This window comes from Paenibacillus rhizovicinus, assembly GCF_010365285.1.
Taxonomy (GTDB): Bacteria; Bacillota; Bacilli; order Paenibacillales; family Paenibacillaceae; genus Paenibacillus_Z; species Paenibacillus_Z rhizovicinus.
On record NZ_CP048286.1, the window covers coordinates 2983881 to 3008579 of the forward strand.

Annotated in this window: 25 protein-coding genes; 8 read left to right on the forward strand and 17 right to left on the reverse strand. The window is 54.7% G+C overall.

The genetic code is table 11. The features are described 5' to 3' along the window. The first annotated feature begins 47 nt into the window (after positions 1-47). Complete coding sequence (locus GZH47_RS13360; RefSeq protein ID WP_162640533.1) at positions 48-665, forward strand: TetR/AcrR family transcriptional regulator; 618 nt, start codon at positions 48-50, stop codon at positions 663-665. On the opposite strand, the gene GZH47_RS13365 is transcribed toward GZH47_RS13360, so the two are convergent. The 4 genes from GZH47_RS13365 to GZH47_RS13380 form a co-directional block, all read right to left on the reverse strand. Beyond that, on the reverse strand, positions 666-1079 hold the full coding sequence (locus GZH47_RS13365; RefSeq protein ID WP_162640534.1) for a DUF1398 family protein: 414 nt from the start codon (positions 1077-1079) through the stop codon (positions 666-668). A 66-nt stretch (positions 1080-1145) separates the two neighbouring features. Then, positions 1146-2114 (reverse strand): sigma-70 family RNA polymerase sigma factor, encoded by a 969-nt coding sequence (locus GZH47_RS13370; RefSeq protein WP_162640535.1) that lies wholly within the window; start codon positions 2112-2114, stop codon positions 1146-1148. Positions 2115-2298: 184 nt separating this feature from the next. Then, positions 2299-2940 carry a DEAD/DEAH box helicase family protein gene (locus GZH47_RS13375; RefSeq protein ID WP_162640536.1) on the reverse strand — a complete coding sequence of 214 codons (642 nt, stop codon included), beginning with the start codon at positions 2938-2940 and terminating at the stop codon, positions 2299-2301. A 186-nt stretch (positions 2941-3126) separates the two neighbouring features. Beyond that, on the reverse strand, positions 3127-3480 hold the full coding sequence (locus GZH47_RS13380) for a winged helix-turn-helix transcriptional regulator (protein ID WP_162640537.1): 354 nt from the start codon (positions 3478-3480) through the stop codon (positions 3127-3129). 143 nt (positions 3481-3623) lie between these two features. Here GZH47_RS13380 and GZH47_RS13385 point away from each other — a divergent pair, with 143 nt between their 5' ends. Beyond that, positions 3624-3977: a DoxX family protein gene (locus tag GZH47_RS13385; RefSeq protein WP_162640538.1), complete on the forward strand. Its 354-nt coding sequence runs from the start codon at positions 3624-3626 to the stop codon at positions 3975-3977. Between the two features lie 39 nt (positions 3978-4016). On the opposite strand, the gene GZH47_RS13390 is transcribed toward GZH47_RS13385, so the two are convergent. The 4 genes from GZH47_RS13390 to GZH47_RS13405 all read right to left on the reverse strand — a co-directional run bounded on the left by GZH47_RS13390 (position 4017) and on the right by GZH47_RS13405 (position 7780). Continuing rightward, on the reverse strand, positions 4017-5933 hold the full coding sequence (locus GZH47_RS13390; RefSeq protein WP_162640539.1) for a putative bifunctional diguanylate cyclase/phosphodiesterase: 1917 nt from the start codon (positions 5931-5933) through the stop codon (positions 4017-4019). 61 nt (positions 5934-5994) lie between these two features. Then, entirely contained in the window at positions 5995-6555 is a 561-nt protein-coding gene (locus GZH47_RS13395; protein WP_162640540.1) for a histidine phosphatase family protein, read from the reverse strand. Positions 6556-6726: 171 nt separating this feature from the next. Then, positions 6727-7158 (reverse strand): SRPBCC family protein, encoded by a 432-nt coding sequence (locus GZH47_RS13400; protein ID WP_162640541.1) that lies wholly within the window; start codon positions 7156-7158, stop codon positions 6727-6729. 109 nt (positions 7159-7267) lie between these two features. Continuing rightward, complete coding sequence (locus GZH47_RS13405; RefSeq protein ID WP_162640542.1) at positions 7268-7780, reverse strand: CcdC protein domain-containing protein; 513 nt, start codon at positions 7778-7780, stop codon at positions 7268-7270. Between the two features lie 230 nt (positions 7781-8010). On the opposite strand from GZH47_RS13405, the gene GZH47_RS13410 reads away from it, so the two are divergent. Then, a complete protein-coding gene (locus GZH47_RS13410; RefSeq protein WP_162640543.1) occupies positions 8011-9228 on the forward strand; it encodes a sensor histidine kinase in 1218 nt (405 codons plus the stop codon). Further along, a complete protein-coding gene (locus GZH47_RS13415; protein WP_162640544.1) occupies positions 9182-9883 on the forward strand; it encodes a response regulator in 702 nt (233 codons plus the stop codon). Before GZH47_RS13410 ends, GZH47_RS13415 begins: the two co-directional genes overlap by 47 nt. A 129-nt stretch (positions 9884-10012) precedes the next feature. On the opposite strand, the gene GZH47_RS13420 is transcribed toward GZH47_RS13415, so the two are convergent. From GZH47_RS13420 to GZH47_RS13430, 3 genes are all read right to left on the reverse strand, one after another. Then, positions 10013-10345 (reverse strand): DUF3221 domain-containing protein, encoded by a 333-nt coding sequence (locus GZH47_RS13420; RefSeq protein ID WP_162640545.1) that lies wholly within the window; start codon positions 10343-10345, stop codon positions 10013-10015. 51 nt (positions 10346-10396) lie between these two features. After that, the gene (locus GZH47_RS13425; protein ID WP_162640546.1) at positions 10397-11401 is read right to left on the reverse strand and encodes a hypothetical protein; all 1005 of its coding nucleotides are present in this window, start codon (positions 11399-11401) and stop codon (positions 10397-10399) included. A 516-nt stretch (positions 11402-11917) separates the two neighbouring features. Then, positions 11918-12589 carry a carboxylesterase family protein gene (locus GZH47_RS13430; protein WP_162640547.1) on the reverse strand — a complete coding sequence of 224 codons (672 nt, stop codon included), beginning with the start codon at positions 12587-12589 and terminating at the stop codon, positions 11918-11920. A gap of 312 nt (positions 12590-12901) precedes the next feature. Here GZH47_RS13430 and GZH47_RS13435 point away from each other — a divergent pair, with 312 nt between their 5' ends. Further along, the gene (locus GZH47_RS13435; protein ID WP_162645237.1) at positions 12902-13954 is read left to right on the forward strand and encodes an LLM class flavin-dependent oxidoreductase; all 1053 of its coding nucleotides are present in this window, start codon (positions 12902-12904) and stop codon (positions 13952-13954) included. A 121-nt stretch (positions 13955-14075) separates the two neighbouring features. Here GZH47_RS13435 and GZH47_RS13440 read toward each other — a convergent pair whose 3' ends face one another. Next, the gene (locus tag GZH47_RS13440) at positions 14076-14561 is read right to left on the reverse strand and encodes an NUDIX domain-containing protein (RefSeq protein WP_162640548.1); all 486 of its coding nucleotides are present in this window, start codon (positions 14559-14561) and stop codon (positions 14076-14078) included. Between the two features lie 236 nt (positions 14562-14797). On the opposite strand from GZH47_RS13440, the gene GZH47_RS13445 reads away from it, so the two are divergent. After that, a complete protein-coding gene (locus tag GZH47_RS13445; RefSeq protein WP_162640549.1) occupies positions 14798-15175 on the forward strand; it encodes a hypothetical protein in 378 nt (125 codons plus the stop codon). 65 nt (positions 15176-15240) lie between these two features. Here the strand turns inward: GZH47_RS13445 and GZH47_RS13450 are convergent, their stop codons facing one another. Continuing rightward, positions 15241-16101, reverse strand: coding sequence for a phytanoyl-CoA dioxygenase family protein (locus tag GZH47_RS13450; RefSeq protein WP_162640550.1), 861 nt, complete (start codon positions 16099-16101; stop codon positions 15241-15243). 186 nt (positions 16102-16287) lie between these two features. Here GZH47_RS13450 and GZH47_RS13455 point away from each other — a divergent pair, with 186 nt between their 5' ends. Both GZH47_RS13455 and GZH47_RS13460 read left to right on the forward strand, forming a co-directional pair. After that, positions 16288-17202 carry an AraC family transcriptional regulator gene (locus GZH47_RS13455; protein WP_162640551.1) on the forward strand — a complete coding sequence of 305 codons (915 nt, stop codon included), beginning with the start codon at positions 16288-16290 and terminating at the stop codon, positions 17200-17202. Positions 17203-17265: 63 nt separating this feature from the next. After that, positions 17266-20571 (forward strand): DEAD/DEAH box helicase, encoded by a 3306-nt coding sequence (locus tag GZH47_RS13460; RefSeq protein WP_162640552.1) that lies wholly within the window; start codon positions 17266-17268, stop codon positions 20569-20571. A gap of 282 nt (positions 20572-20853) precedes the next feature. On the opposite strand, the gene GZH47_RS13465 is transcribed toward GZH47_RS13460, so the two are convergent. From GZH47_RS13465 to GZH47_RS13480, 4 genes are all read right to left on the reverse strand, one after another. Next, on the reverse strand, positions 20854-21435 hold the full coding sequence (locus tag GZH47_RS13465) for a dienelactone hydrolase family protein (protein WP_162640553.1): 582 nt from the start codon (positions 21433-21435) through the stop codon (positions 20854-20856). A gap of 112 nt (positions 21436-21547) precedes the next feature. After that, a complete protein-coding gene (locus GZH47_RS13470; protein WP_162640554.1) occupies positions 21548-22633 on the reverse strand; it encodes an L-dopachrome tautomerase-related protein in 1086 nt (361 codons plus the stop codon). Positions 22634-23205: 572 nt separating this feature from the next. Then, positions 23206-24048, reverse strand: coding sequence for an aldo/keto reductase (locus GZH47_RS13475; RefSeq protein ID WP_225446476.1), 843 nt, complete (start codon positions 24046-24048; stop codon positions 23206-23208). Positions 24049-24151: 103 nt separating this feature from the next. Continuing rightward, positions 24152-24595 (reverse strand): ASCH domain-containing protein, encoded by a 444-nt coding sequence (locus GZH47_RS13480; RefSeq protein WP_162640555.1) that lies wholly within the window; start codon positions 24593-24595, stop codon positions 24152-24154. Positions 24596-24699: the final 104 nt, after the last annotated feature.

Genomic DNA, 24699 nt, shown 5'->3' on the forward strand with positions numbered 1-24699 from the left:
TTCGTAGACACTTAGAAGAAGAATGTCGTTTTCGGGGAGGAATTCTCATGCATCAGGAAGAGACTATGGCGACCAAACGGCGTGACCGGACGAAAGAACATCTCATCGCCGCATTTGTATCGCTCATCAAGGAGAAGGGCTACCATGCCGTTACCGTCAAAGATATCGTCGACCGCGCGGCTTATAACCGCAGTACCTTCTATGTCCATTATCAAGATAAAATCGAACTGGCCGAAGACGCGCTCGCTTCGATGCTGCAAGGACTGGAGGACTCCGTGGGCGAGCTGTTCGTTCCCGGTCAGAAGGTGTATGCGGACAAGCTAAACTCGCACTCCTTCAATATCGTGGCCTACATCTACAAGCACCGGCATTTCTTCGAGCTGATCAAATACGAGGATACGTTACCCGGTCTGCACACGGGGTTCCCGCAAACCATCCACAAAATTTACAAGGAACAATTCGTATTCGAGACGATTAACAACATCCCCGTCGACATGGACTATTTTAAACATTACACCGCCTATGGCTTCTACGGGCTCATTCATCACTGGATCCACAACGACTTCAAAGAATCGCAGGAAGCATTCATCCACGCGGTGATCGATTTAACGAAGACGCATATGTATTCGGTGAAGTATGTGGGAAATAAACAAAACCACTCCTAGTCAGGGAGTGGCTTCGAATGCCGGAACAGCCTCCACGTACGATTCTCCGGGCCTTCCGCTGGTATAGTTGATCGTGCGCGCAAGCATATCCACTTCGTAATAGTGTACGCCCGCATCGGCCATGTCCTTCAAGAAATCCGAAAAAGGCGTTCGGTTGCGTTGATGATGCTCCAATCCCCGTTTCACGGCATCGGCTTCAAAATGCTCCGCAACCGCAAGCGTCGGAGCCGCCGTTGGCGCAGCATGCGTCTCCTCATACTGATTATCTGCTCCCATATACACGATACGGTCATCGGCGATGCTCGTTCGGTAGGCGGTCACCCCCGCGCCGAGCAATTCTTGAAACGTCCTTGGATAAGGCCAGCGTTCGTTCTTGGAGGCCTGGCTAATTCGTTTCACTTCTTCAACGTTCATCTGCGAAAATCGCTCCTTCATGGTTAGAATAACCCGGAATGGAGGCACACAGTCATTACGGCCTCGCTATTCTACGATCGTAATCACATTGCCGTCCGGATCATGCACGTGGAAATACTTGCCGCAGGGGGCGTTGTCATAACGATTCGTGACCGTCGCCCCTTGTTCCAGCAGCTGCGCATAGAACGCGTCCGCATCGTCCGTACGAAGCTCGAAGATCGGAGCAGGCTTCCCGTTGCGCGTGAAATGTAACGGGGTTAATTCTTCTTCCTCGTGCATCAGCACGCTTGGGCCATGTTCGCCAAGCTGGATGATCGCATTTGCACCTTGTTCGAACCGCGTCGGCTCTCGAAGAAGAATAACGCCCAGCTGTTCAACGTACCATCTAGCCGAGACATCCACATTGCGAACCGGAAGATTAATGCAAGCAAGTCCCGTAATCCGTCTCATCACCTTCGTTACGAACGCCGTGCCTAGTGCTTGATCCGTCATCGTTTGCTCTGCCAATGCAACCAACTCCTTCTTTAATATCGCCTTCGCCCGGCGCAGACGGCTTTCTACCAAGCTGACACTAACGTCGGACAGCGTAGCGATTTCCCTAGCGTTGTACCCGCCAATGTAATACAGCGTCGTGACTTGGCGGTATTTCTCGTCCAGCCCTTCAAGCGCAGCCCGCACGATCTGCCGCTGTTCGCGACGCAGGACTGACTCTTCGGTAAAGTTCGCGGAGTTACCGATCAGCATCGCCTCTTCGAACCCCTGCGCGGGCTTCAACTTGCGTGCCCAATCCTCTGCCGTATGGCGCGTGATGCTCATCAGCCAGCTGCCGAATTTCTCCGGCTCCTCCAACCTGGACAGATTGTACCACGCCTTCACGAAGACTTCCTGAGCGACGTCTTCCGCATCGTGCGGATTCCCCAGTCTAGCGTAGGCTGCCGCAAAAACCGCATTCGCGTAGCGCCCCACCAGCTGGCGAAAAGCCTCCGTATCCCCTTGGACCGATTGGCGTACACGTTCCCGATCCTCGTTCGCCATGCGCGTCTCACCTCCGTTGGCAGCTCTCTCTATATAGACGGAACCGCGCGATAAAACCAGTCATACTCTCGAGTTTTAAATGCAGCAGACAGAAGTGATGAGGTGGTTAATTCTTGCCTTCTCTAACATTTAGGGCCATCCTCGACGGATGGCCCTTTCATCAGATCACAAGCATAAGCGTCTACTACAAGCCAAAGTGTTCACGAACGATGCGGAACTGTTCCTCCACACTCAAATCAGCCGTTCTTTCAATGGTCTTAATTCCATTGTTTATACAGGCCTCTCTAATGGTTCGCGAGAATTTCACCATGTTCTTGTTCCCATTTTTAATGGATTCTGCCGGATTAGCCGTAAGGTTAATCACATCCAAAATCATCTTATGGTCTTCCCGAAAGAAATACAGCCTTTCTATTTCTTCATCAGAAGTAAAGAGGCATACCATTCTTTCTTTAGGGATAAAGGGTAATATGCGCTCAGGCATGATGCCTAAATCGATTATGATGGGTCTGTCCGTTGCCATTTTCAATAAATCGACCACGTAAAACTCCATCATTTCTTCGACAATTTGGAAAAGCCATTCACAATGCTCATCATTGGGCTTATTAAACCATTTGTCCCAATCCAGACCGGGATGCGGATATTGAAGGGCAGGGTAATCGACAGGGCTCGTGAATGGCCGATATTTCATGACATCATCCTCAAGCGTTTGAAAACCTAACTCCTCCACGAATTTCTTCGTCATTGTGGTCTTGCCCGCGCAACAGCCGCCGTTTAACCAGTAAACATGCTTGAATTGTTCCTTCAGATACGAACCATTAATTTTCATATATGCCCTCCTCAAATGTTTAAGTTTGAGGGAGCTGGCGGATTCTTACCGGCTTTTTATAGCAGTGAGCGTACATAGGGAATCCTCCTTTCCGAGGCATAAGTATACTATTATACGGGTACATGGGAATTCCTTCCTTGCCATAGGATTAATGATAAGGCAGCCGTTCTCGCTGCTCAGCGCTCTTCACCCGGGCTCATTCTCCGCATTCTCGGCTCCGTACAACTCCTTCATATGCTCGATATGGGACTCTCCCCAGTCGTTCAATACTTGCAGCACGACGCTTAACCCTTGGCCGTAAGTTGAAATCGAATATTCGACTTTCGGAGGGATTTGGTTGTACGCTTCGCGATGCACGATATCGTTATACTCCAGTTCTCTTAATTGTTGCGTGAGCATCCGTTTGTTAATATCCGGTATCGATTTCTCAAGCTCGCTGAATCTCATCGTGCCGTTCGAAATCAGCTGAAGCAGAATAATGGGCTTCCATTTCCCGATCAGAATATCCAGCGCCGATTCAAACTTGCAATACGATTTCATCGCCCATCGTCCCCCCCGCTTACGTTATGGTTACTTTTTATTTACTCGGTTTAGTTAAAATGCCTACTTCACTGCGATCGCGCATGGAGGCTATTATACCTGTAACGGGCAATCAATAAGCAATCAGGAGGCTGGCTTCATTCATGAATATCGCGTTATGGATCGTGCAAGGCATTGCGGCAATCGGATTTATTTACTCCGGCTGGCTGAAGGCGTTTCAGTATAACCAGGCCAAAGCATCATGGGGTTGGGTACATGATGTTCCCCGAACGCTCGTGGCCTTTATCGGATGCGCTGAAATCATTGGGGCATTGGGCATCATCATGCCTTCAGCGACGAATATCGCGCCTGCGATAACCCCGATTGCCGCAATCGGACTTGCCGTGATCGTCCTGTTCGGCGCTCTCTTCCATCTTCAGCGCAAGGAGTACCGGGAGATCGGCGTGAACATCGTCTTCATCGCGCTGGCCGTCATTGTGGCGATCGGCAGGTTTTAAGCGAACGAGGCCATCCTTCCCGGGATGGCCTTGTTCGAATTACGCGATGGACGCATTTTGCAGAAAGATGATCAGGTCGTCCGCCGTCATCGGCTTAGCGAAATAGTAACCTTGCACATAGTCGCACCCGATCACGCGGGCAAGCTTCATATGCGCCTCCGTTTCAACGCCTTCAATCACGATATGCTTGTGGATTTGCTGGAAGGAACGAGACAAGGCCTGAATGATAACGAACGTCGACTGACTTTCCGAGGCGCGATACAGCAGCGATTTGTCGATCTTGATCCCCGCAAAGGGGAGATGAATGATAGTGGATAAGTTCGAATAGCCCGTCCCGTAATCATCCAAGCTGAACTGTATGCCATGACGGTTGAAGTCGTTCATGATGCGGCTTACCTTGTCAAAGTTATCGATGACGACACTTTCCGTTATTTCCAGATGAATACGGGACGGGTCGACGCCTTCCGTCCGAATAACCCGCTCCAATTCCGAAACGATCGTGTCGTTCATCATTTGGATGGGCGAGAAGTTAATATTGATGTGCCGGAATTCAATCCCGCTGTTCTCCAGCTTCTTGATCGTTCTGCATACCTGTTCGAGCAGCACTTCGCCCAACTGGTTAATCAAGCCTTTGTCTTCCGCGATCGCTATGAATTCCGGCGGCGCGATCGGCCCGAGCTCCGGAACCGCGAGTCTTGCCAGCGCTTCAAACACCGGGTAGCCGTTGGATTGCACATGGTGAATAGGTTGATAGAAGACGTCCAGTTCGCGTCTGTACAGCTGCTGTTTCAAATGCTCGTAAATTTTGTTTTTCCGATGCATGCGGTCCAAGGCCTCACGATTAATCGTAATCATGCTGTTGCTATGAAGGGATTTCTCCTCGCGCACGCAATACTCCAACGCATGAATCGTATCTTCGAGCGTATTCGTTACTTCCGGAATATTGAGCTCCGCAATCGTGGCGCTGATGGACAGCTTCATGCCTTCTACATCCCAATTCCGCGACAACCGATCGCTTATCGTTCGAATAAGGCATGGCTGATCGGCAACGGTTGTCAGCAGCGCGAACTCATCGCCCGACAGGCGAAATACATGCGCGCCCGGCTGTAAATTCATTAAATACCGGGAAACGGCTTGCAGGAGACGATCCCCCGTCTGTTCGCCGTATTGATTATTGATGCTCTTAAATTCATCCAGGCTGACCAGAATAATCTTGAACGGACTCTCATCTTCTAAACGCATGCTTACGACTTTGGAAAAGGCCAGCCGGTTCATCGTGCCCGTGAGATCATCTTCGAGAATTTTCTTGTTTTGGATGTACAGATACGTAATAACCAAGGAGGCGGTCGCCGCGGTGCTCGAAATCAGCAGATGCGGGTAGAAATATTCAATCGCGACAAAACCAAGGCTCAGCACAGGGAAAGACAGAATAACGAGGTTCAAATGCCGGGATAGTTTATGACGCGTATAGAAAAGCACGATGATAATTAATGCAATATAGAAGGCAGGCATCGCGTACATGAGGTTATATAAAGGCCCTTTACTAACGTCGCGGTCACCCGAAATCGTATAGATAACCCCGGAAAACGGAGAACTCGCGATCATCAGCGCGAACAGGAGATACAACCAGCCCGTGAATCGGATCCACTTGAAGAGAACGTCTCTGTTCATCCAAATGATCGATATCGTGTAATAGAAGAAGAGCGGCGCGATCACCGTCATGGAGATTCTGCTGATCACATTGAACAGTTCGACCAAGAACAGAGGGTACTTCGTCATCTCCGCGTTTAAGGCAACCGATATCAATAGGCTGATCATAGAGACGATCGTAGTCATCAACGTCATGCGGAACATCTGATTCTGAACGGTCCGTATACCGCCGTATTCTCTCGAATAAACAAGTATAATCAAGGCGATTACGAGCGCGCTGTAGATCGGTCCTGCATTCCATTCCATGTAAGTTCCCTCTTTGGTGTTTTCTTGAATTGTATCACAATCGCCGCGCTTTCATATGAAATCATTTCCATGTAAAACTGCCGTCGTCCCCTCCGCATTCATACGCCTGAAACGCGCCATTCTTCGCATGAAAAGCATGAAATGCCTCGTTCGATAAGTCGTTGAAATACGAATGAATCACCTTGCAGATACCGCCGTGCGTCACGAACAGGACCGATTGCCCGCCATAACGCGCCCGCGTTTCTTCGATTAATCCATAGACGCGATACCCGACCTGCAGCAGAGACTCGCCCCCGTCCAGGCGGCCCGGAAACTGCCGTTTGGCCTGACGGAAAGCTTCGGCATGCCGCGAAGTACCCTCGAATGCGCCATAGTTTCGTTCTATTAATCTCGCATCGGCCGTATAATCCAAGCCGGCTGCCCGCGCGATGATTGCCGCCGTTTCTCTCGCCCTGCCAAGCGGGGAGGAGAGGATGGCAGCCAAGCGAAATTCCGCCAGTTTGTCCGCAAGCGCCTGTGCCTGCTCAACCCCATGGCGGTTCAAAGGAATGTCCGAGATGCCGCAAATCCGATCCTCCGCGTTCCAATCCGTTTGCCCATGCCTTGCCACGTACAGCTTCATGCCGGCACCTCCCCCTTAATAGCATGCTGGAATTCATCATTCTTTGCAGACAAACAAATCCCCTACGGTCGCTGCCGACCATGCGGGGATTCTACCAAGCGATTAGAAGAGAGCCTTCCAAACGCGTACGAACACGCGCCGCCTCGCTCGAGGCAGGTCAGCGGCATATTATCAGCCTTTCACTAACCCGCCGCGCAGCCGGCTGACTCCGAACTCCAAATATCCTTTCAGGCAGGTCAGCATGAACACCCAGCCTTCCTTGTTATCGACCATTTTGGCCAGCAGCTCCGGATCGTCTTCGCGAAACCCGGTTTCCGTCACGTCAATAATCGTGGCAGCTGGATCTACCGCCCGAAATTGCATCGTCACGACGTTGTCTTCCCCGCCCCACCGAAACACGATGGTCCGATTCGTTTCGACTTCCAAGACGTGAATCTCCAATTGGGCGTTGTATTCGTCATAACGCAGTCCGATCGTCTTGCCCGCTTCCCACCGCTCGGAGCTGGAGGAGAACCAGAAGTTCCCGATCCGCGCGGGGTCGACGAAAGCTTCGAACACCTCTGCCGCGGGTTGGAGTATTTTCATGCTCGTTACGTTGTTCATCGCCATCGCCGTCCTTTTTTTGGCATCAATCTAGAGCTGTCCCCATCATAGCATGCTTCCATGAATTTCAAAACCACCCTGCGGGACTAGCTGCCCTACCCTGCAGAGCTTAGTAAACGCGTCCAGCCGACTGTCCCCGATGCCGCATCAACAGGAAGTAATAAACGATGTAATAAGCGAACATGATAAGCATAAGTCCCGATGTCCACGAGCTGCCGCTAGAAGCAGGGCTCATGTTCTGCCAACCGCCGTCTTGCCCGGCTTCGAACATCGTATAGAACCGATACGCGAACCGCCCGATGAACAAGGCCGTCACAAGGCTTCCGATCCAAACATTCGCCCGATAATACAGCTCCGTGCCGCGCTGCTCGAATGACGTCATTTCCGAGCCGATATAGCCCAGCGCAACACCGATCAGAATACCGATGACATCCGAAACGATGCCTGCCGCGCTCACCCCGCCTTCCGCCAGAAAGACCACGCCGATGACCGCGAACAAGATCATGCGAATCCTCAGACTTCTCGTCTTCAGCACCGTCCATGTAAAATTGCTCTTCACCCGCTTCATAATCCGATACCCTACCAAACATACGACCAATATAATAATGATTTGCTGCTGCATCCTTATTGCCTCCTCATAGCGTTTGTTGACCTGTTCCCATCTTAACGCGAACCGGCTGCGGCGGCGACCAACCCCGGATAGAACCTCAACAATCGGCCTCTATATCCAGAGATAGAGATTGGCGCCGCCGGCCTCAACTTGTTTGATTTCCGGCGCATTCCGCGGCTATTATAAATGTAACAAGAAAGCCGAACTCGCGGCGCAACGTAACTGGGGGAGTCCGATTCGTTATGCGTGACCGATATTTGCCTTTGCCCGTCAGAACGACAGCCGGACTAGCCATCATCATCTCGCTTATGTACGCCAACGATTTCTTCACGGGCTCGCCGCTGCGGATCGCGTTGAACATTTTGATTACCGCTACCTTTGCCAGCCGGTTCATTTTGCGGTATTTCTGGAAGCCCAAGCGGAGATCCCTTGCGTTTATCGGACTGATCACGCTGGAGACGGCAGCCGGCATCTTCTGGTACGACGAAACGACGCTCATTTACTTCTACGCCATCGTCGTGCTGTCCACCATCGTACGGCTGACCTTTGCCCAGACCCGCGTCCCGCTGCTGGCTACCATGATTCTGATCGCGGGCGTATATACGGCACTCGGCGACGTCAATCTGCTCACCTTCGTTTCGTTCTCGGTCATTTCCGCCTTCTTCTACATCAATGTTCGAAGCCGCCGGCAGCGCGACAGCATGTACGAGCAGAATAAGCGGCATTTGGCGGAGCTGCAAGAAGCCTATGCGCATCTGCAAGAGGCGTCCGTTACGTCGATGCAAAATGCGATTCTGGATGAACGCACTCGCATCGCGCGCGATATTCATGATGCGGTCGGACATAGCCTGACGTCCTTGATCGTACAGATGCAGGCAATGCGTTATATGATCGGCAAAGACCCTGCGCAGGCGGAGCAGTCGTTGGAAGGCATGCTCGCCGTTGCCCGGCAAGGACTGGCGGATATTCGCAGCTCCGTTCATGCGCTCGCGGACGACCGGTCGGTGTCGGGATTGGCGCCGCTCGCGGCGCTGCTGGCCCGAATGGAAGCAACGACGTCCATCAGGTATACGTTTCATGCCGAGCTGCAGGAAGAGGACGCGGCAACGAGCGACTACGCCCTGCTGTTCAGCGTGCTGCAGGAGGCGGTCACGAATATCATTCGCCATTCCCGCGCAACGCATGTAGAGGTGAATCTCTTTCGAGAGAAGGAGCACATCGTGCTGCGCATTCAGGACAACGGCAGCTTGGACGCGCAAGCGGCCGTACAGGAAGGGTTCGGCTTGAAAATGATGCGGGCAAGGCTGGAAGAGCGCGGCGGACGGCTTGATTACGGTATAGTACAGCCGCATGGTTTCGAGATCAAAGCGGAGCTGCCGATTAACGGCGGACCGGGGGAACGGGGGAATGGAGATGACTCCAACGTCGACGACGACAACGACAACGACAACGGACGATAAAATCAAAGTGCTGCTGGCCGACGATCAGAAAATGATCCGCCAAGGGTTCGGGTACGTCATTAATTTGCAGAACGACATGGAGCTGGTCGGCGAAGCGGCGGACGGCAACGAAGCGGTAGAGCTGGCGCTCGCCCTTCGTCCGGACATCATCCTCATGGACATTCAGATGCCGGGCATGACGGGCATCGAAGCAGCGCAGACGATCATGAAGCAGCTGCCGCAGGCGAAGATCGTCATTCTGACGACCTTTAACGATCCGGACTACATTTATCAGGTGATTCGTTCGGGTGCGGTCGGCTATTTGCTGAAGGACGCCGATGTGGAAGATATGCTCGGCGCAGTCCGTTCCGCATACCGTGGCGAGGCCGTGTACCGGACCGATCTTGCGGCGGATGCGCTCTCCCGCGCGGTCGCTTCGGGCTGCATCATTCCCGAAGCCGGCACGAAGCCGGTGCTGCTGGAGGCGCTGACCGAGCGCGAGCAGGAGATTTTGCAGGAGATGGCCTATGGCTTGCGTAACGACAGCATCGCCCGGAAGCTGGTCATTACCGAAGGCACGGTGAAGTCGCATGTCCACCGGATCCTGCAGAAATTCGGCTGCGAGGACCGGACCCAAGTCGTCGTGACGGCGCTGCGGCATGGGATGGTGAAATAGAGGGAGAAGCGAAAGAAGCGGAATAAACGAAAAAAGCGAAAGTAACGCAGTAGATCGGACGCCACACAATAAAAGCCTCCAAACCCGTGCCTCGGCGGCGCGGTTTTGGAGGCTTATTTTATACTCGGACTATGAGGAGTCCAGCTCGACTTTCTTCGCCGTCATGAGGGCGGGATACGAAGCATCGGAGCTGCCTGTCGTCTGCACCCGGACTTTATCGCCTGCCTTGAACTTCCCGGCCTTCTTATAATGGAGCTGGACCGCGTTCGGCGCAGCTAGATCAAGAATATCATTCACCGAATGGTTCTCGATGTCGACCTTGGACACGCCCCATACGACCAATAACGCGTCCTGCTGGACCTCGATAACGTAGCCGCTCAGGTCGAATGTCGTCTTCCCACAGCCTGCCGTCATCGCTGCAATAGACAGCAGCACGACGAGGAGCAGCATCCCTTTTCTCACCGCGGTCCCTCCCCCTATGTCCCGTATAATCACCTTACCGCTTCCTGCCCGCTACTTCAGCGGCACGTCGATCGTCCACGGGCCTTTGCGGATTTCCGTATGATCCCCTTTGAATACAACGGACCAGTCCGAAATGACGAATCGGAGCGACTTCGCATCCTTGGACACCGGGGCAAACGTCGCTTTGCCTTTGATCACGCCGTCTTTCTCGCCATTCTGCTCCACGCTGAGTGCGGGCTCCGGGTGAGCTGCATCGTTGGATGGAGCCATCGCGATCTGGAAACTCATCGGCGACATCAGATCCGTATGGAATTCAAACGCAATCGTCGTCAAGCGATCCGTCATCTCGATGTTCTTCAACACGAATTCGAGTTCCCCGTTCTCCGTTGGCAGTTTCAACTTCGCTCCCGATTCGACCTTGCCGAGTTGTAAGGCATCGGCGGGGTAGCTGACGAAGAACCGGGTGCCGGCTCCGCCAGTCGTTGTCCTGCCCAATTGAATCGGGCCAAACTCCACGCTGTACCATCCCGGCTTGCCGGTCTGCTTCCAGACGGCCGAAGCTGTCGCGGTTTCGCCTGGCTTCAATGTTCGGCCTTTCCAATCATACAACGCAATGACGGCATGCTCGTTCGTCGTCGTCAATGCCGGTCCCACTAGAATGGAAGGCGTGTTCGCGATCTGCAGCGTCTCCTTGGACACATTCTTCACGTCGATAAGGAATTTCACCTTATCGGCTTGCTTGAAATGGTCCCCTTGCGGATGCACGGACAGCTCCAAATACCTCGGCGCGGGTCCGCCTTTGTTCATCGGCTGCGCGGCCGGCCGCGAGTGATTCGTTGGATCCGCTTGCTGATGAAGCATCGTCTGCGGCTGAACATTTGCTCCCTGCCGTTCGTCCGTCAGCTGACCGGCAGTTTGTTTACTGGCTGCCTGCTGAGCGGCTGCCTGCTGACCGTTTGCCTGCTGGCTGTCGACGGTCTGTTTGTTCCCGCAGGCGGACAAGACCAGAAGCCCGGCAACAATAATCATGATCGATGGCATTCGAAAACGCGGCATATCCCTGCTCCTTTCAGCTCTCTGCTTGGCTACACTCTTAGACGACAGGGATCGCCGGATTGTTACGGAAGGGAAGGTTGAAATTCTTATCGGCCGTTCGATTGCAAACGATCGCAAAGCGGCAAGCTAAGTCGCCTTGCCAGCGTTTTCATATTCACTTCTCGGAAAAACCTCTAACGAATCCAGCAAGTCTTATTCGCTGCATAGTTAACGTTTCCCATCGCTAACGCACCTCAGACGTCTTATTTCGTGTAAACCTCCTCTTTTCATCGCATTCTGCCAATTTTCCACATAATAACGACGCCGGAGTGCGTTAGATAAGCTGAGGGCCCATATAAGCACGAATAGGATCGCTACGATCCGTTAGCCAGCTGCAAGAGGTAGTAAGTCAGTTGAGAAGAGCTAGTAAGCCATTGCAAGAGCTAGTAAGCCAATTGAAAAGAGCTGCGTTACCCGCTGAATAGAAGCCTTCTCGGCACCTGCCTCCCGTTCGTCCTCGACCATGGCTTTCGTTCGTTACTCCACGCCAACTGCTTTGCGCTGCCTGAAAAACCAGCTATACAGCTCCTCGGTTGCATACGCCTCTTCCCATATCGCGTGACCGCCTTCGGGATACTCGGTTAGCCGGCCGTTGCCGCCGCAGTCCCCGAGTGCCGAGATTAATTCCCGCGCCTCTTCGACGGGTACGACTTCATCGCGGGTGCCATGAAACGCCCACACCTGCACGTCTCGCAGCCGCCCGATCCGTTCGGGTGAACCCGAACCGCACACCGGAACAACTCCCGCGAATCGTTCCGGATATTCCATCGCCAAGTCCCACGCCCCATAGCCGCCCATGCTGAGGCCGGTGACGAATATCCGTTCCGGATCGACGGGACAGCTGGCGATCACCTCGTCCAGCAACGCCGTTATGCCGTCAAAAACCATCGGCCAAATGTAATAACTCGGACATTGCGGAGCGAGCACGATGAACGGGAAGGCCGGATTGTCCTCGGCTATTCGGGGCAGACCGCGGATCTTCAGCTGTTCCACGTCGTTTCCTCGCTGATCGCGTCCGTGCAAGAACAGAATAAGCGGCCATTTGGCGCCAGAATCGGAACTCCGATCGGGCTGATGCAGCAAATAAGGAAGATCCGCTTGCTTAAGGACAATAATAGGTTTGTGAAATCGATGGGCCTGTTGCGGCATGCGCGACCATCCTTTCCGTATCTGCTTCCAACGTACACCGCGAGAGGGGAAGAAATAAACCCGCTTCCCGCTTCCCGTCGCTGAGTTATCGCAGACCGGACGACTCCATGTTCACGCATGCTCGCTCATGCTTGACGAGGCAACATTTTGGTGGTAGGATAATTTTTCCAACTCCGGCTCTTTGCCGGTTGACTAGCCGTATTCCGCACAAACAATTCACTTACTATAATTGAGAAACTTTCAGAAATTGCGTACACTAGAGGAAACAGAGCAACCTAGGAGGCGGCATTCATGAGCAAGTTGGCAAAACCGATGGAGATTGGAATCAGTACGTTTCTCGAAACGACGCCTGACCCGGAAACGGGGGCGGTCATCAGCCACGCCGAGCGGCTGCGCCGGGCAGTAGATGAAATCGTATTGGCCGACCAAGTCGGCTTGGACGTATACGGCATCGGCGAGCATCATCGTCCCGATTATGCGGGTACCGCGCCCGCAGTCGTTCTGGCTGCCGCGGCCGGCATGACGAAGCAAATTCGACTGACGAGCGCCGTCACGGTGCTTTCTTCCGACGATCCGGTGCGCGTCTATCAGTCGTTCGCTACACTGGACGGCCTCTCGAACGGAAGGGCCGAAATCATGGCGGGCCGCGGCTCGTTCACCGAATCCTTCCCGCTGTTCGGCTACAGCCTGGAAGACTACGATGAGCTGTTCGAGGAGAATCTGGAGCTGCTGCTGGCCATCCGCGCTTCGGAGAAAGTCAGCTGGCGCGGCGGTCATCGCCCCGCCATTCATAATCTCGGCGTCTATCCGCGCTCCGTTCAGGATCCGCTGCCGGTCTGGATCGCGAGCGGCGGCAACGCGCAGTCCGCCATCCGCGCGGGCTTGCTTGGGCTGCCGATCGCATTCGCTATCATCGGCGGCATGCCGGAGAAATTCGCTCCGCTCGTCGACCTCTACAAGCGAGCGGCTGCGCAAGCCGGACACGATCCGAGCAAGCTGCAAATCGCGACCCATTCCCACGGGTTCGTCGGCGATTCCACCGAAGAGACGGCCGAGCTGTTCTTCAAGCCGACGCAGGCGCAGATGACCAAGATCGGAAGCGAACGCGGCTGGGGCCAGCCTTATTCCCGCGCTACCTACGACGATGCCCGCAGCCTGCGTGGCGCGCTCTATCTCGGCGATGCGGAAACCGTCGCGGAGAAGATCATCCTGCTGCGCAAGAACTTAGGGGTCACCCGCTTCTTCCTGCACGTGAACGTCGGCACGATGCCGCACAAGGACGTGCTTCACGCCATCGAGCTGCTAGGCACGAAAGTGAAGCCGCTCGTCCTGGCGGAGCTTGCCCGGATCGAAGGTACGGAGTAACGAAGCCGCGGCCAGCCGCGTCGCATCCACTCCTGATCTGAAGGCTGCATGCTAATGAACAATGCGAAGAACCGCGTTTTATGACGCGGTTCTTTATGTTTTTGCGATCAACCCGCCGCTCTCAAACCGTATAAACCTTATAATCCACGTACTTCGTATTCGTTGCAATGCCGGCTCCCAGCTTCGTCAACCCGGCGGCCGGTGCGGCTTGGAGATACGAGCGGAGCAGCTCCTTGGTCAAGTGAATCGTGCTCTCATCCTCCAGCACCTCCGAAATCGGTCTGAACCGCGCATCCATGCTTTCATAGTGGTCAGGTGCCGCGTCGCCGGCTAGCCATTCCATCTCATAGACAAAATAAAGATCAAGCATATGCCCGTCATCCGTCTCCCGTATCCCGGTTCTGACGCCGATGAGACGCACGGGCTTCGCTTCGATCCCCGTCTCTTCCCGGACTTCCCGCGCGGCAGCCTGTTCCACCGCTTCCCCTTCATCCACCAGCCCGCCCGGCAGCATCCAGCAATCCTTGTTGGCACCATACGCGATTTTGACAAGCAGTACGCAATCATCCCTGACCATTAGTCCGCCTGCCGCACAAGTTGTTTTCAATTTGAATTCCTCCCGTTATGAGCGCCGTTCTTCAGCCAAGCTTACTCCGTCCGAAGCGTGGACGCCCTCCATGTATGATGATTACGGCTATACTTACAATTAAACAAGATTCGATGCGCGTGAAAGCAACCTTTCATCCGGATCCGCTGTCTAGTAAGGAGAACCTATAACGGAAACGGAAACGGAAGCGGAAAATGGACCTGCGATAACCACTAATAAGTTTGGAGGAATCCCGCTTGAAGAGAAAAACCGCAATAATCTGCGCAACAACCGTTATGCTGCTCGTTATCGCTTCAATCCTATTCACGAAGCAAGCCCACGAAGCCCGTGACGTTCGAGGCGATTACATTATCGGCAAGGACAATAGCGGCGAGACGCCGAAAATCCTTGTCGCCCGCAACATCAAGGCGAGCGAACGGTCAAGCGCAGCTCCTACGCTTGCGATGTCCAAGAGCCGCAAAATAGATTTCATGTATTACCGGTTAAGCGACCTTTCCTTGTATAACGATCTGCAAATCGGCGATCGCGTAACGGTGAAGCCGCCCTCCGGCGCATACGTCATCGATCAATCCTGGCCGCCGCAGATGAACGCCGGCGAGGTCATTCATTATTGACGCATAGCTCGCTTAAAAAAACCGTGCAGCCCCGCATGAAGCGGATATCTGCACGGTTTTCTTGTTTACTTGTTCGCGGATGCGCCGTACAGCACCGGGAACTCCGGTCCGTCGAACAGCTCGCCGTCGCGGCCTTTCATGAAGCCGGCGTTGAAATGACCGTCGCCCCTCGTGCCTTGCTTGTAGCGCGTCTCCCCCGTCATGAGGTGGACGGCCATGGAACGGCGCGCTTCTTCCGTCGTGTTGGCCCCGCTGCCATGAATGGTCAGCGCATGGTGGAAGCTCACCTGCCCGGCTTTCATAATGATCGGCTTCGTCGTGAATTGCTCGTTCTCCGGGATATCCATGTCCGCCTGCTGCTTCTCCATGTTCTGCTCGAAGAAATCGCTCATCTTGAGCAAGCCCCACTGATGGCTGCGCGGCACCATCTGCATGCAGCCGTTGGAGAGATCGACGTCCGTGAACGCGACCCACGCCGTAACCAGCGTCGGCTCCTTCGCGCACTGCCAGTAGGAGAAATCCTGATGCCAGCCGACGTTCGCCGTCTCGCGTCCCGGCCCGCGGCCCGGTTTATACAGCAATTGGTCATGCCACAGACGGATCGTATCCGCATGCATCAGCATGCCTGCGATCGCCCCGATCGTCGGGTCCGTCGCCACGCCGCGCAGCACGGAATCGGACCAGTGCGAATTGTCGGTTTTGCGCAGCGCCCGCGGATTGTCCACGCCTTCCAGCCAGTTGCAGACCGGCGCGCGGCCCGTCTCGAATTCCCCGCGATAGATCCGGTCCTGGTGATCCTTGATCGCCGCCAGCTCCTCTTCCGAGAAGATGACCGGGGATACCCAATAGCCGTTCTTATCGAAGAACTCCACGTCCTCCCGTGCCGGCAAACAGGCGTCGTTCACTTGCTTGTGTATCGTTGTCATCTCTTCGCACCTCATTCGATTCTATTTTGACATTGCATCTGATTATCATTTTAGACGCGGGAGAGGGAGCTGTCTTTGCCCGGCATATGCGATAATTTAAAGCTTTTGATCATCATCCGACTTTCGTATCCTTCGCACGCGGGGTATACTGGAAGCATCAGAAATGGAGCGGGAGGCTGATCCTGAATGACTTCGCCCACCATGAGCGAACAATCGCCCTACCGCGACGTTGCGCCGTACCGGCCGCTGCTCATCGAGAACGAATTGGAGTTTCGGGCCGAGCTGCCCTTCGACGCACGATCGAGCAGCCTCTACTACATTGGCGAGCAGCTCATGCCGAACTGGGCGACGACCTCGCATTACCATGATCATTTCGAGCTTTGCTACTTGGAAGAGGGCCATGGCCAGTATCAAATCGACAAGACGCTCTATCAAATCCGTGCCGGCGACTTGTGGCTGACCAAGCCCGGAGAGACGCATTACGGGCTGGCGGGCAAGGATGCGCCGTTCCGGCTCTATTACATGGGCTTCAAGCTCGAGTGGATGAAGGCGCTGCAGCCGGATTTCTACCAGCTGGGCGCGGGACGCGTGGTGCCGGACGAAGACGGGACGGTCAAATGGATCTTCGAACGGCTGCTGCGCGAAGTTCGGCTGCGTCCGCGGCTCAGCTTCCACATGGCGGAGGGGCTGTTCCTGCAGCTGCTCGTCACGGTGTCGCGGCTGTTCCACGATAGCGCGAAGCAGCCGGATGCCCACCCGAATCCGCTCGGCAGCGCCGTCATCGCGGTCATGAACCGGCTGCACGGCGAGATCCGCTACGACCACGATATCGAAGCGATTGCCCGCTCCATCCCGATCAGCCGCTCCCATCTCGCCCGCGAGTTCAAGAGCGCGATCGGCATGCCGGTCGGCGAATACATGCGCAGCCTTTGCCTCGACAAAGCCAAATTCGAGCTGCGCGCCACGGACAAGCCGGTGACGCAGATCGCGGAGGAGCTGCACTTCTCGTCCATTCATACGTTCAGCATTTTTTTCAAACGATTCACGGGGAGCACCCCGTCGGAATACCGCAAGCAGGCGGCAGGAGAAACGCGCAAATGAGCGCGAGCGATCGCTGGCTCTGCATACGGCGGCGATTGCCGGAGAAGGAGGCCTAGACGGCGAATGAATCACACTTTAACGCTGTCCGCCATTCAGTCCATGTGCGGCCAGCTTTCCTATAAACGCGGCGAAGCCGCCTTCCGCAGCGGCAAAGTCGCCGTCACGTACTACGACGCGGACGCCGGGCGGTGCGAAGCGAATGTCCAGCTGCAGGAGAATTTCGAGGTTACCCTTCGGATTGACGAAGACGGCGATGTGACGGCACAATGCAGCTGCCCCTCGCTGTCTTCCTATGACAAATATTGCTCGCATATCGCAGCGGTGCTGCTGCTTATTCTTGATGCCCAGCAGGCCGGGCGGACGCCGGCCGGATCTGGGGCCGCAGGCGGGCGCGGCGACGCGAAACTTCGCGGCGATGACCGCCATTTGCTCACGGAACCCGCCGACGACCGGCTTGCCCGCGGGCTGCTGGAGCTCTTCGCGCCTCAGACCGGCCGGACCGTTCCCGCTTCGCAGACGCGGTTCGACACGCGCACGCCGTTCCCCCTCGCCTTCGTCTGCAAGCCGTTCGCCTACGGCCGAGGCAAACGCATGCTCGGCATCGAAATCAAAGCCGGAGCGAAGCGGCCGATCATCGTGCCCCGGATCCGCGAGTTTCTGCAGTGCGCGGCGAACGGCGAGCCCTGCGCCATTTCCAAATCGCTCGCCTATGACCCGCGGCAGCATTGCTTCGGCGCGGCCGACTTCGCGGTGCTGGAGCAGCTGATCGCCATGGCGGAGCAAGAGCGGCTGTACCGCGATACGTCGGGCGTATACGCCGCATATGCCTCGCCGATGAGCGGCGAGCGGATGCTTCTGATCCCGCCTCCCGCATGGGAGCCGCTCCTTGCCGCCCTGGCCGCCGCGCCGTCCACGGTCATGGAGATCGATAACGTCGTATACGCGGCGATTTCGCCGACGGATGAACGGCTGCCGCTGCATTTTGAACTCGAAGAGCATGTGACGGGGATCGGCTGCCGGCTGCGCATGCAGGGCCTGACGGAAATGACCGTCTTGGACGCTTACGGCCTGGTCCTCGCCGAAGGCAAACTATTTCGCCAGCCGCCCGAAGCGTGCAGCCGCCTGCTTGAACTGCAGGAGCTGCTCGAACAGGCGGACGAGCCGCAGTCGCTTCCGCTGCCTCCCGGGCAAATCGAGCCGTTCATGGAACGGGCGATGCCGGGACTGTTGAAGCTCGGCAGCGTGCGGATCGCCGAGGAAGTAGCGGAGCGTATTACGCAGCGGCCGCTGCGAGCGAAGCTGTTCCTCGACCGTATCCGCGACCGGCTGCTGGCCGCGCTGGAGTTCCACTACGGCGACCTCGTCATCAATCCGCTCGAGTCGGAGCACGAACGCCGCGGCAACGGTCCGATTCTTATGCGGGACGGGGATCGGGAGCGCCAAATTCTCGCCCTCATGGAAGGCGCGTCATTCGCCAAGACAGAGGCCGGCTACTTCCTGGGCGACGAAGAGCGCGAGTACCATTTTCTGCAGCATGTCGTGCCGCAGCTGGAGAAGCTCCTGACCATCCATGCCACCTCCGCCGTCCGCACCCGCATCCATATCGGCAGCTTGCCGCCGAACGTTGCGCTAACGCTGAACGAGCGGACCAATTGGCTGGACGTCAAATTCGATATCGCGGGCATTCCGGAGTCGGAGATCAAGGCCGTCTTGAAATCCATCGAGGAGAAAAGAAGCTACCACCGCCTCCGGACAGGCGCCCTCCTTCCCTTGGACAGCGACGAGATGAAAGAAATCATCCGCTTCATCAACGAAGGCCGGCTGACGGCCAAGGACCTCCGCGATTCGGGCATCCATATCCCGCTGTTCCGCGGCCTTCATCTGATGGACGTCCCGCGGCAAGGCGGAGCGGTCAAGCTGGACAAGGCTTTTCGGCGGCTGCTCGACAATTTGCGCAGTCCGGACAATTTGGATTTTCCCGAGCCGCAGGAGCTGCTCCATCCGCTGCGGGATTATCAGGCCTACGGCTACCAATGGCTGCGGACGCTGGCGCATTACGGTTTCGGCGGCATCCTCGCCGACGACATGGGACTTGGCAAAACCGTCCAGGCCATCGCGTTCCTTGCGTCCATGCTGCCGAATATCCGCGAGGAGCGGCTGCCCGCCATTATCGTCGCGCCCGCTTCGCTGACGTACAATTGGCGTAACGAAATTCGCAAGTTTGCGCCGCATATCCGGGCTGTTATCGCGGACGGGACGAAAGCGCAGCGGAATGCCGTTCTAGCGAGCTGCTCCTCGGCGGACGTCGTCATCACGTCGTATCCGCTGCTGCGGCGGGATGTCGTGGAATATGCGGCGTTGTCTTTCCACACGCTGATCCTCGACGAGGCGCAGGCGTTCAAGAACGACGCGACGCAGACGGCCCACAGCGTGAAGCTGCTTCGCGCCCGCAACCGGTTCGCGCTGACGGGAACGCCGGTGGAGAACCGGCTGGAGGAGCTGTGGTCGTTGTTCGACGCCGTATGTCCCGATCTCTTCCCGGGCCGCAAGGCGTTCGGCGACCTGGCCCGCGAGACGATCGCCAAGCGGGCGCGTCCGTTTCTGCTCCGCAGGGTGAAGGCCGACGTCCTGAAGGAGCTGCCGGACAAAATCGAATCCGTGCAGGCATCCGCCCTGCTGCCGGAACAAAGAAAGCTGTACGCCGCTTACCTAGCGAAGCTGCGCGAGGAGACGCTCCGTCATCTGGACAAAGAGACGCTGAACAAGAACCGGATCCGCATCCTCGCCGGCCTGACCCGGCTTCGCCAGCTCTGCTGCCATCCGGCGCTGTTCGTCGAGGATTACGCAGGCAGCTCGGGCAAGCTCCAGCAGCTGCTGGAGCTGATCGAAGAATGCCGCAGCGCCGGCAGGCGGATGCTCGTGTTCTCGCAGTTCGTGGAGATGTTGAAGCTCATTCGGCAGGAGCTGCACCGGCGGGACGTGTCGTATTTCTATCTGGACGGCAGCACGCCTCCGAGCGACCGCATCGAGCTGAGCAACCGGTTCAACGACGGCGAAGGCGACCTGTTCCTGATCTCGCTCAAAGCCGGCGGCACGGGCTTGAACCTGACCGGAGCCGACACGGTCATTCTCTATGACCTCTGGTGGAATCCGGCCGTCGAGCAGCAAGCCGCCGACCGCGCCCACCGCATCGGGCAGAAGAACGTCGTGCAGGTCATCCGTCTCGTCGCCGAAGGCACCGTGGAAGACAAGATGGTCGAGCTGCAGGAGCGCAAGAAGAACCTCATCGACGAGGTCATCCAGCCAGGCGAGGAGCCGCTCTCCGCGCTGACCGAGGACGAAATCAAGGAGCTGCTGATGCTGACTTGAGCGCTGAGCAAACGGACCCAAAAAACGAAACAGCAGACAGCCATGGACAAGAATGTCCTAGACTGCTGCTGTTTTTTAAAATATCGTATCCCGTTAATTTAATCGATTTTCGATTATGAGTTCGCTTGCAATCCGCTTGCTACTTATCATGGGATCAAAGTCAATTTGCTTTTATCCATTGGAGAGAGCCTGCGAATAAGCGAGTATTCGTGAGAAAACCACATTTTACCGAGGGAGGTTAACTGGCTACCCGCATGAAAGAGACTGTTCCTAAGCAGATGCTCAGGCATCCAAATGCCGGAGGAATTCGAGTACACGCCGCAACAGCAGCGTCGTCGCGTCAGCGTCATATGACGGCAAACTGCTATCTGCGAACAAGTGTTGATCACCCGGGTACAAAAAGAGTTCGGCATGATCGGCCGCCGTCACGAGCTCGCGTGCCGCCTCAATGTCGCCCTCATCAACGAAATAGGGATCCGCGTCCATGCCGTGAATCTGCACCGGCAGTTCCGCCGGCCAGGGAGATCCGAACATCGAGGTCGGAACGCAAGAGTAAAACAACAATGCGCCACGAGCGCCTTCACGAGTCAAAGCGAGCTTCTGGGCCGCAACCACACCGAGCGAAACCCCCGCGTAGACGATCTCACGCGGAAACTCGCTGGCCGAACGTATACCTCGCTCGGTGATCTCTTCGAAGCCGATCCCATTGACATAAGTCATGCCATCCTCGATAGTGGCAAACAAATGACCGTCGAAAAGATCAGGAATATGAACAGTGTGACCCGCCCCTCTGATCTTGTCGGCGAATGCATGAATCCCCTTTGTCAGCCCCAATGAGTGGTGCAATAACAGAATTTCTGCCATTTCCCTTCTCCTTCCAGAACTATTATGATGAAAATTGCGCCTCTCACTCATCATAGATTTCGCTTCCTTACTGTCGCTATCCTCCCTCTATCGAGAATGCTGTGAATGAATATCAACAAGTAGGAGCAGGCAATTCATCAATTTTAATACGAAGCAAACTATAAGGCTTTTGTCGTAAGTCTTTTCCGTAATGAAATCTTGCCTGCCGATGCAGTTGGTTCACAATCACATATAAGTGGCGATCCGGACCAATAGAAAACGTATCCGGCCATAAGATTTTCGGATCATGCGCGATGGTTTCCATGATTCCATTCGGCCATATCTTTCGAATACTATCGTTTTCATAATCTCCGGCATAAACGTTTCCTTTCGCGTCGGTTATCATGCCGTCGGACGCGCCTTTTTCTCCCCAATACTTCACATGATAACTTAATTCGGAATCCGGTATCGTTCTGTCTCTTAGGGCTTCTGCCGAGATCGAGTATAGCTGACGACTGGTTAGCGGACAAAAAAAGATCATTTTACCGTCAGGGGAAATCGCCAGACCATCGGAGGCCAGCCGAAAAGGAGACGTCGAACCGTCTCTGTTTCGGTTCATCAAAATTTCACCTTCCACCTTCGGTAAAAAATAAGGATCGGGTGAAGTCGAATGTGCTCCGTTTAACCGTCTAAACGCATTTCCATTTTCTAAATTCACGACGATGATCGCGCCTGGACCTCTTGAAGAAGAATCCGTTATATAGGCATAACCCGATGTACCGACACGAAAATCGAATCGGACGTCATTCAGATACGTTGTCGGCAAGACTACCTCTTCATCAAACGTATATATTTTTCTTATTGTATTGGTTATTAAGTCTACGGCTACTAATTTTGCCCCTCCTTTAATAGGCTCGGAAAAATTGGGTGCCCCCGTATCCAGTACCCACAGGGTTCCTCTTCCGTCGGCAATTACGCTTTGGACGCTGATGAAGGACTTCGTACGATCCGAAGGGTTAATCGAATTCGTTGCTAAATTAGGATAAGGCTGCAAGTGGCCATCGACGATCTCCGCTACCGTAAATCTAACGTCGTCTCCCCATTTCGGGAAGCAAACGAAGATCCGTCCTGTTTCCGATACGCTAACGCCCGTAGGCATAGCCCCATAAAATGTATAAACGAGTTCTAAATTACCGAAATATTTTTCAATAGGTAACATAGGGTTTTTGATATCCTCCCCGACTTACTGGATATTACCTATATATGTGTAAAAATTTTTCTAATGACTGGCGTTTACTTTTATATCCGAAACATAGCTTCATTAATACGTTGGATTTAAGTATGGAAATGTTCAAAACATCGCAAAGCAAAAAGCTCGGCACACACCGAAGCCTTCCGAGGTTATCCCTTTTGTTGTTCCTGCGAATGTTATTGCATCGCCTATCAGCGCCGAACCATTCTGAATCCTCATCTCGTTGCACGGAGTACCGGATTGCGTTGAGCAAAAGGGCATAGACCCGTACAGTTAGGATAACCGGCCTCCACCCACCGGATAAGCGTAACGAAGGAATGAAAGGGCATCGCCCCATCGAGAAATGCAAGTGAAAGCCTCCGGAGGTACTTGGAGCAGCGTGCAGCAGAGCAGTAAAAAAGGAGCGAAAATTCGCCCCTTCTGTTCCCGTATGCTATATCGTCTTTCATAAGTTTAAGGCAGGAGTGAAATTAGCAGATCTTCCTCTTGTTGAATTTTATCCAGTACACACCTGCGGGAACTTTCATGCGAAGGCTTTCTTAAATAATGTCAAGCTGCACCTTTCTAGTCGGTTTGGGGAACGCCTCATCCAACATCCCCAAGTCTTCCTCGGTAAGCTTAATACGTTCCGCTTCCGCATTCTCCTCGACATGCACTGCTGTCGACGCCTTAGGAATGGCAATTACGTCATCGTTTCTAATGCACCAAGCCAAGAGAACCTGAAGCGGCTTCACGCTATGTCGATCGGCAATTTCCTTAACCGCTGGATGCTCAACCAACCCTCTTCTCAAGGTGCCCGCCTGGGCGAGCGGACTGTAGGCCATCGTCGGGATTTTCCGCTCTCTCAACCAAGGAAGCAGGTCGTATTCTGCGCCGCGGGAACCGAGATGATACAGTACCTGATCGACCATGCAATGCGTCCCTCGCGCCGAGTCGAACAGTTCTTTCATATCGTCCGTGTCCAGGTTCGAGACGCCCCACCGCAAAATTTTCCCGGCTTCGACCAACTGCTCCATCGCTTCTACCGTCTCGCTTAGAGGAATACTTCCTCTCCAGTGAAGAAGATAAAGGTCGAGACGGTCCGTCTTTAACCGCTTCAGGCTTTGTTCGCAGCTACCGGCGATGCGATTCAGACCCGCGTTGTGCGGATACACTTTCGATACCAGAAACACTTGATCTCGTATCCCTTCGATCGCTTCTCCGACCAAGGACTCGGATCTGCCATCGCCATACATTTCAGCCGAATCGATCAGACGCAATCCAAGCTCCACGCCGCGTCTTAACGCGCGAAGCTCTTCATTTTTCTTGGACGGCTCATCCCCCATATACCACGTACCTTGACCGATTCTGGGCAAAGTTGTCCCATCAGGAAGGGTTACCAAGCGCCCACCTCCTTATTTTTAACTAGTTTCCCCGCAAAGGCACGTCCTATTCTCCATAGCGAATATAGGCGCGCAATGGCGTTGAACATGGATTTCCGGTAGGTCATATCGTCAACTCTTCGACTATCGGATATTCCCATAGCCCCAGTTTTCCCTTCACTGGGATATAGGGCTTCAGCAAACGGAAACCCGCCATTTCCCATGCAAAATAACCTGGACTGTAATCGCCTAACAGGAAGTCATCCCCCGTCACAACCTTCCCGCAATCCAGAATGGCTGACGTATGATTCGCGTCGATGACTTGATAACAATTCGTAAGCTCGCAAGTTGCAAGGATAACCCCCGTAGGGAGGGTTTGTTCCGTATAACCATTCTTGGCGAGTAAAGAACGGTTGGGTTCATATTTGCAGGCCTGCTTATCGACCTTCCGGCTTGCATGAATGGCCAACGGTCCACGATACCGGGTCTTCCAGGATCTTGTTTCATAGAGAGTCTCGCCTTGGACAAGCAGAGTCGCCCATGGTTGAATCATGGATAATACTTTCATTCCTCTACGCTCCATTACTGTTCATAATGAAGTACTATTCCCCAAACATTCTCGAGACTTTCCATTCCCGCATTAAAAAGACGCAAGCCCTCCGGTCGCGTACT

Excerpts from the sequence above, each read along its gene's own strand:
- GZH47_RS13365 (WP_162640534.1), bottom strand. The coding sequence starts at position 1,079 with ATGAACGTTGAAGAAGTGAAACGAATTAGCCAGGCCTCCAAGAACGAA.
- GZH47_RS13425 (WP_162640546.1), bottom strand. The coding sequence starts at position 11,401 with ATGCCGCGTTTTCGAATGCCATCGATCATGATTATTGTTGCCGGGCTT.
- GZH47_RS13400 (WP_162640541.1), bottom strand. The coding sequence starts at position 7,158 with ATGAACAACGTAACGAGCATGAAAATACTCCAACCCGCGGCAGAGGTG.
- GZH47_RS13395 (WP_162640540.1), bottom strand. The coding sequence starts at position 6,555 with ATGAAGCTGTACGTGGCAAGGCATGGGCAAACGGATTGGAACGCGGAG.
- GZH47_RS13380 (WP_162640537.1), bottom strand. The coding sequence starts at position 3,480 with ATGAAATCGTATTGCAAGTTTGAATCGGCGCTGGATATTCTGATCGGG.
- GZH47_RS13405 (WP_162640542.1), bottom strand. The coding sequence starts at position 7,780 with ATGCAGCAGCAAATCATTATTATATTGGTCGTATGTTTGGTAGGGTAT.
- GZH47_RS13430 (WP_162640547.1), bottom strand. The coding sequence starts at position 12,589 with ATGCCGCAACAGGCCCATCGATTTCACAAACCTATTATTGTCCTTAAG.
- GZH47_RS13450 (WP_162640550.1), bottom strand. The coding sequence starts at position 16,101 with ATGACAACGATACACAAGCAAGTGAACGACGCCTGTTTGCCGGCACGG.
- GZH47_RS13435 (WP_162645237.1), top strand. The coding sequence starts at position 12,902 with ATGGAGATTGGAATCAGTACGTTTCTCGAAACGACGCCTGACCCGGAA.
- GZH47_RS13460 (WP_162640552.1), top strand. The coding sequence starts at position 17,266 with ATGAATCACACTTTAACGCTGTCCGCCATTCAGTCCATGTGCGGCCAG.
- GZH47_RS13370 (WP_162640535.1), bottom strand. The coding sequence starts at position 2,114 with ATGGCGAACGAGGATCGGGAACGTGTACGCCAATCGGTCCAAGGGGAT.
- GZH47_RS13455 (WP_162640551.1), top strand. The coding sequence starts at position 16,288 with ATGACTTCGCCCACCATGAGCGAACAATCGCCCTACCGCGACGTTGCG.
- GZH47_RS13390 (WP_162640539.1), bottom strand. The coding sequence starts at position 5,933 with ATGGAATGGAATGCAGGACCGATCTACAGCGCGCTCGTAATCGCCTTG.
- GZH47_RS13415 (WP_162640544.1), top strand. The coding sequence starts at position 9,182 with ATGACTCCAACGTCGACGACGACAACGACAACGACAACGGACGATAAA.
- GZH47_RS13375 (WP_162640536.1), bottom strand. The coding sequence starts at position 2,940 with ATGAAAATTAATGGTTCGTATCTGAAGGAACAATTCAAGCATGTTTAC.
- GZH47_RS13360 (WP_162640533.1), top strand. The coding sequence starts at position 48 with ATGCATCAGGAAGAGACTATGGCGACCAAACGGCGTGACCGGACGAAA.
- GZH47_RS13480 (WP_162640555.1), bottom strand. The coding sequence starts at position 24,595 with ATGAAAGTATTATCCATGATTCAACCATGGGCGACTCTGCTTGTCCAA.
- GZH47_RS13465 (WP_162640553.1), bottom strand. The coding sequence starts at position 21,435 with ATGGCAGAAATTCTGTTATTGCACCACTCATTGGGGCTGACAAAGGGG.
- GZH47_RS13385 (WP_162640538.1), top strand. The coding sequence starts at position 3,624 with ATGAATATCGCGTTATGGATCGTGCAAGGCATTGCGGCAATCGGATTT.
- GZH47_RS13410 (WP_162640543.1), top strand. The coding sequence starts at position 8,011 with ATGCGTGACCGATATTTGCCTTTGCCCGTCAGAACGACAGCCGGACTA.
- GZH47_RS13470 (WP_162640554.1), bottom strand. The coding sequence starts at position 22,633 with ATGTTACCTATTGAAAAATATTTCGGTAATTTAGAACTCGTTTATACA.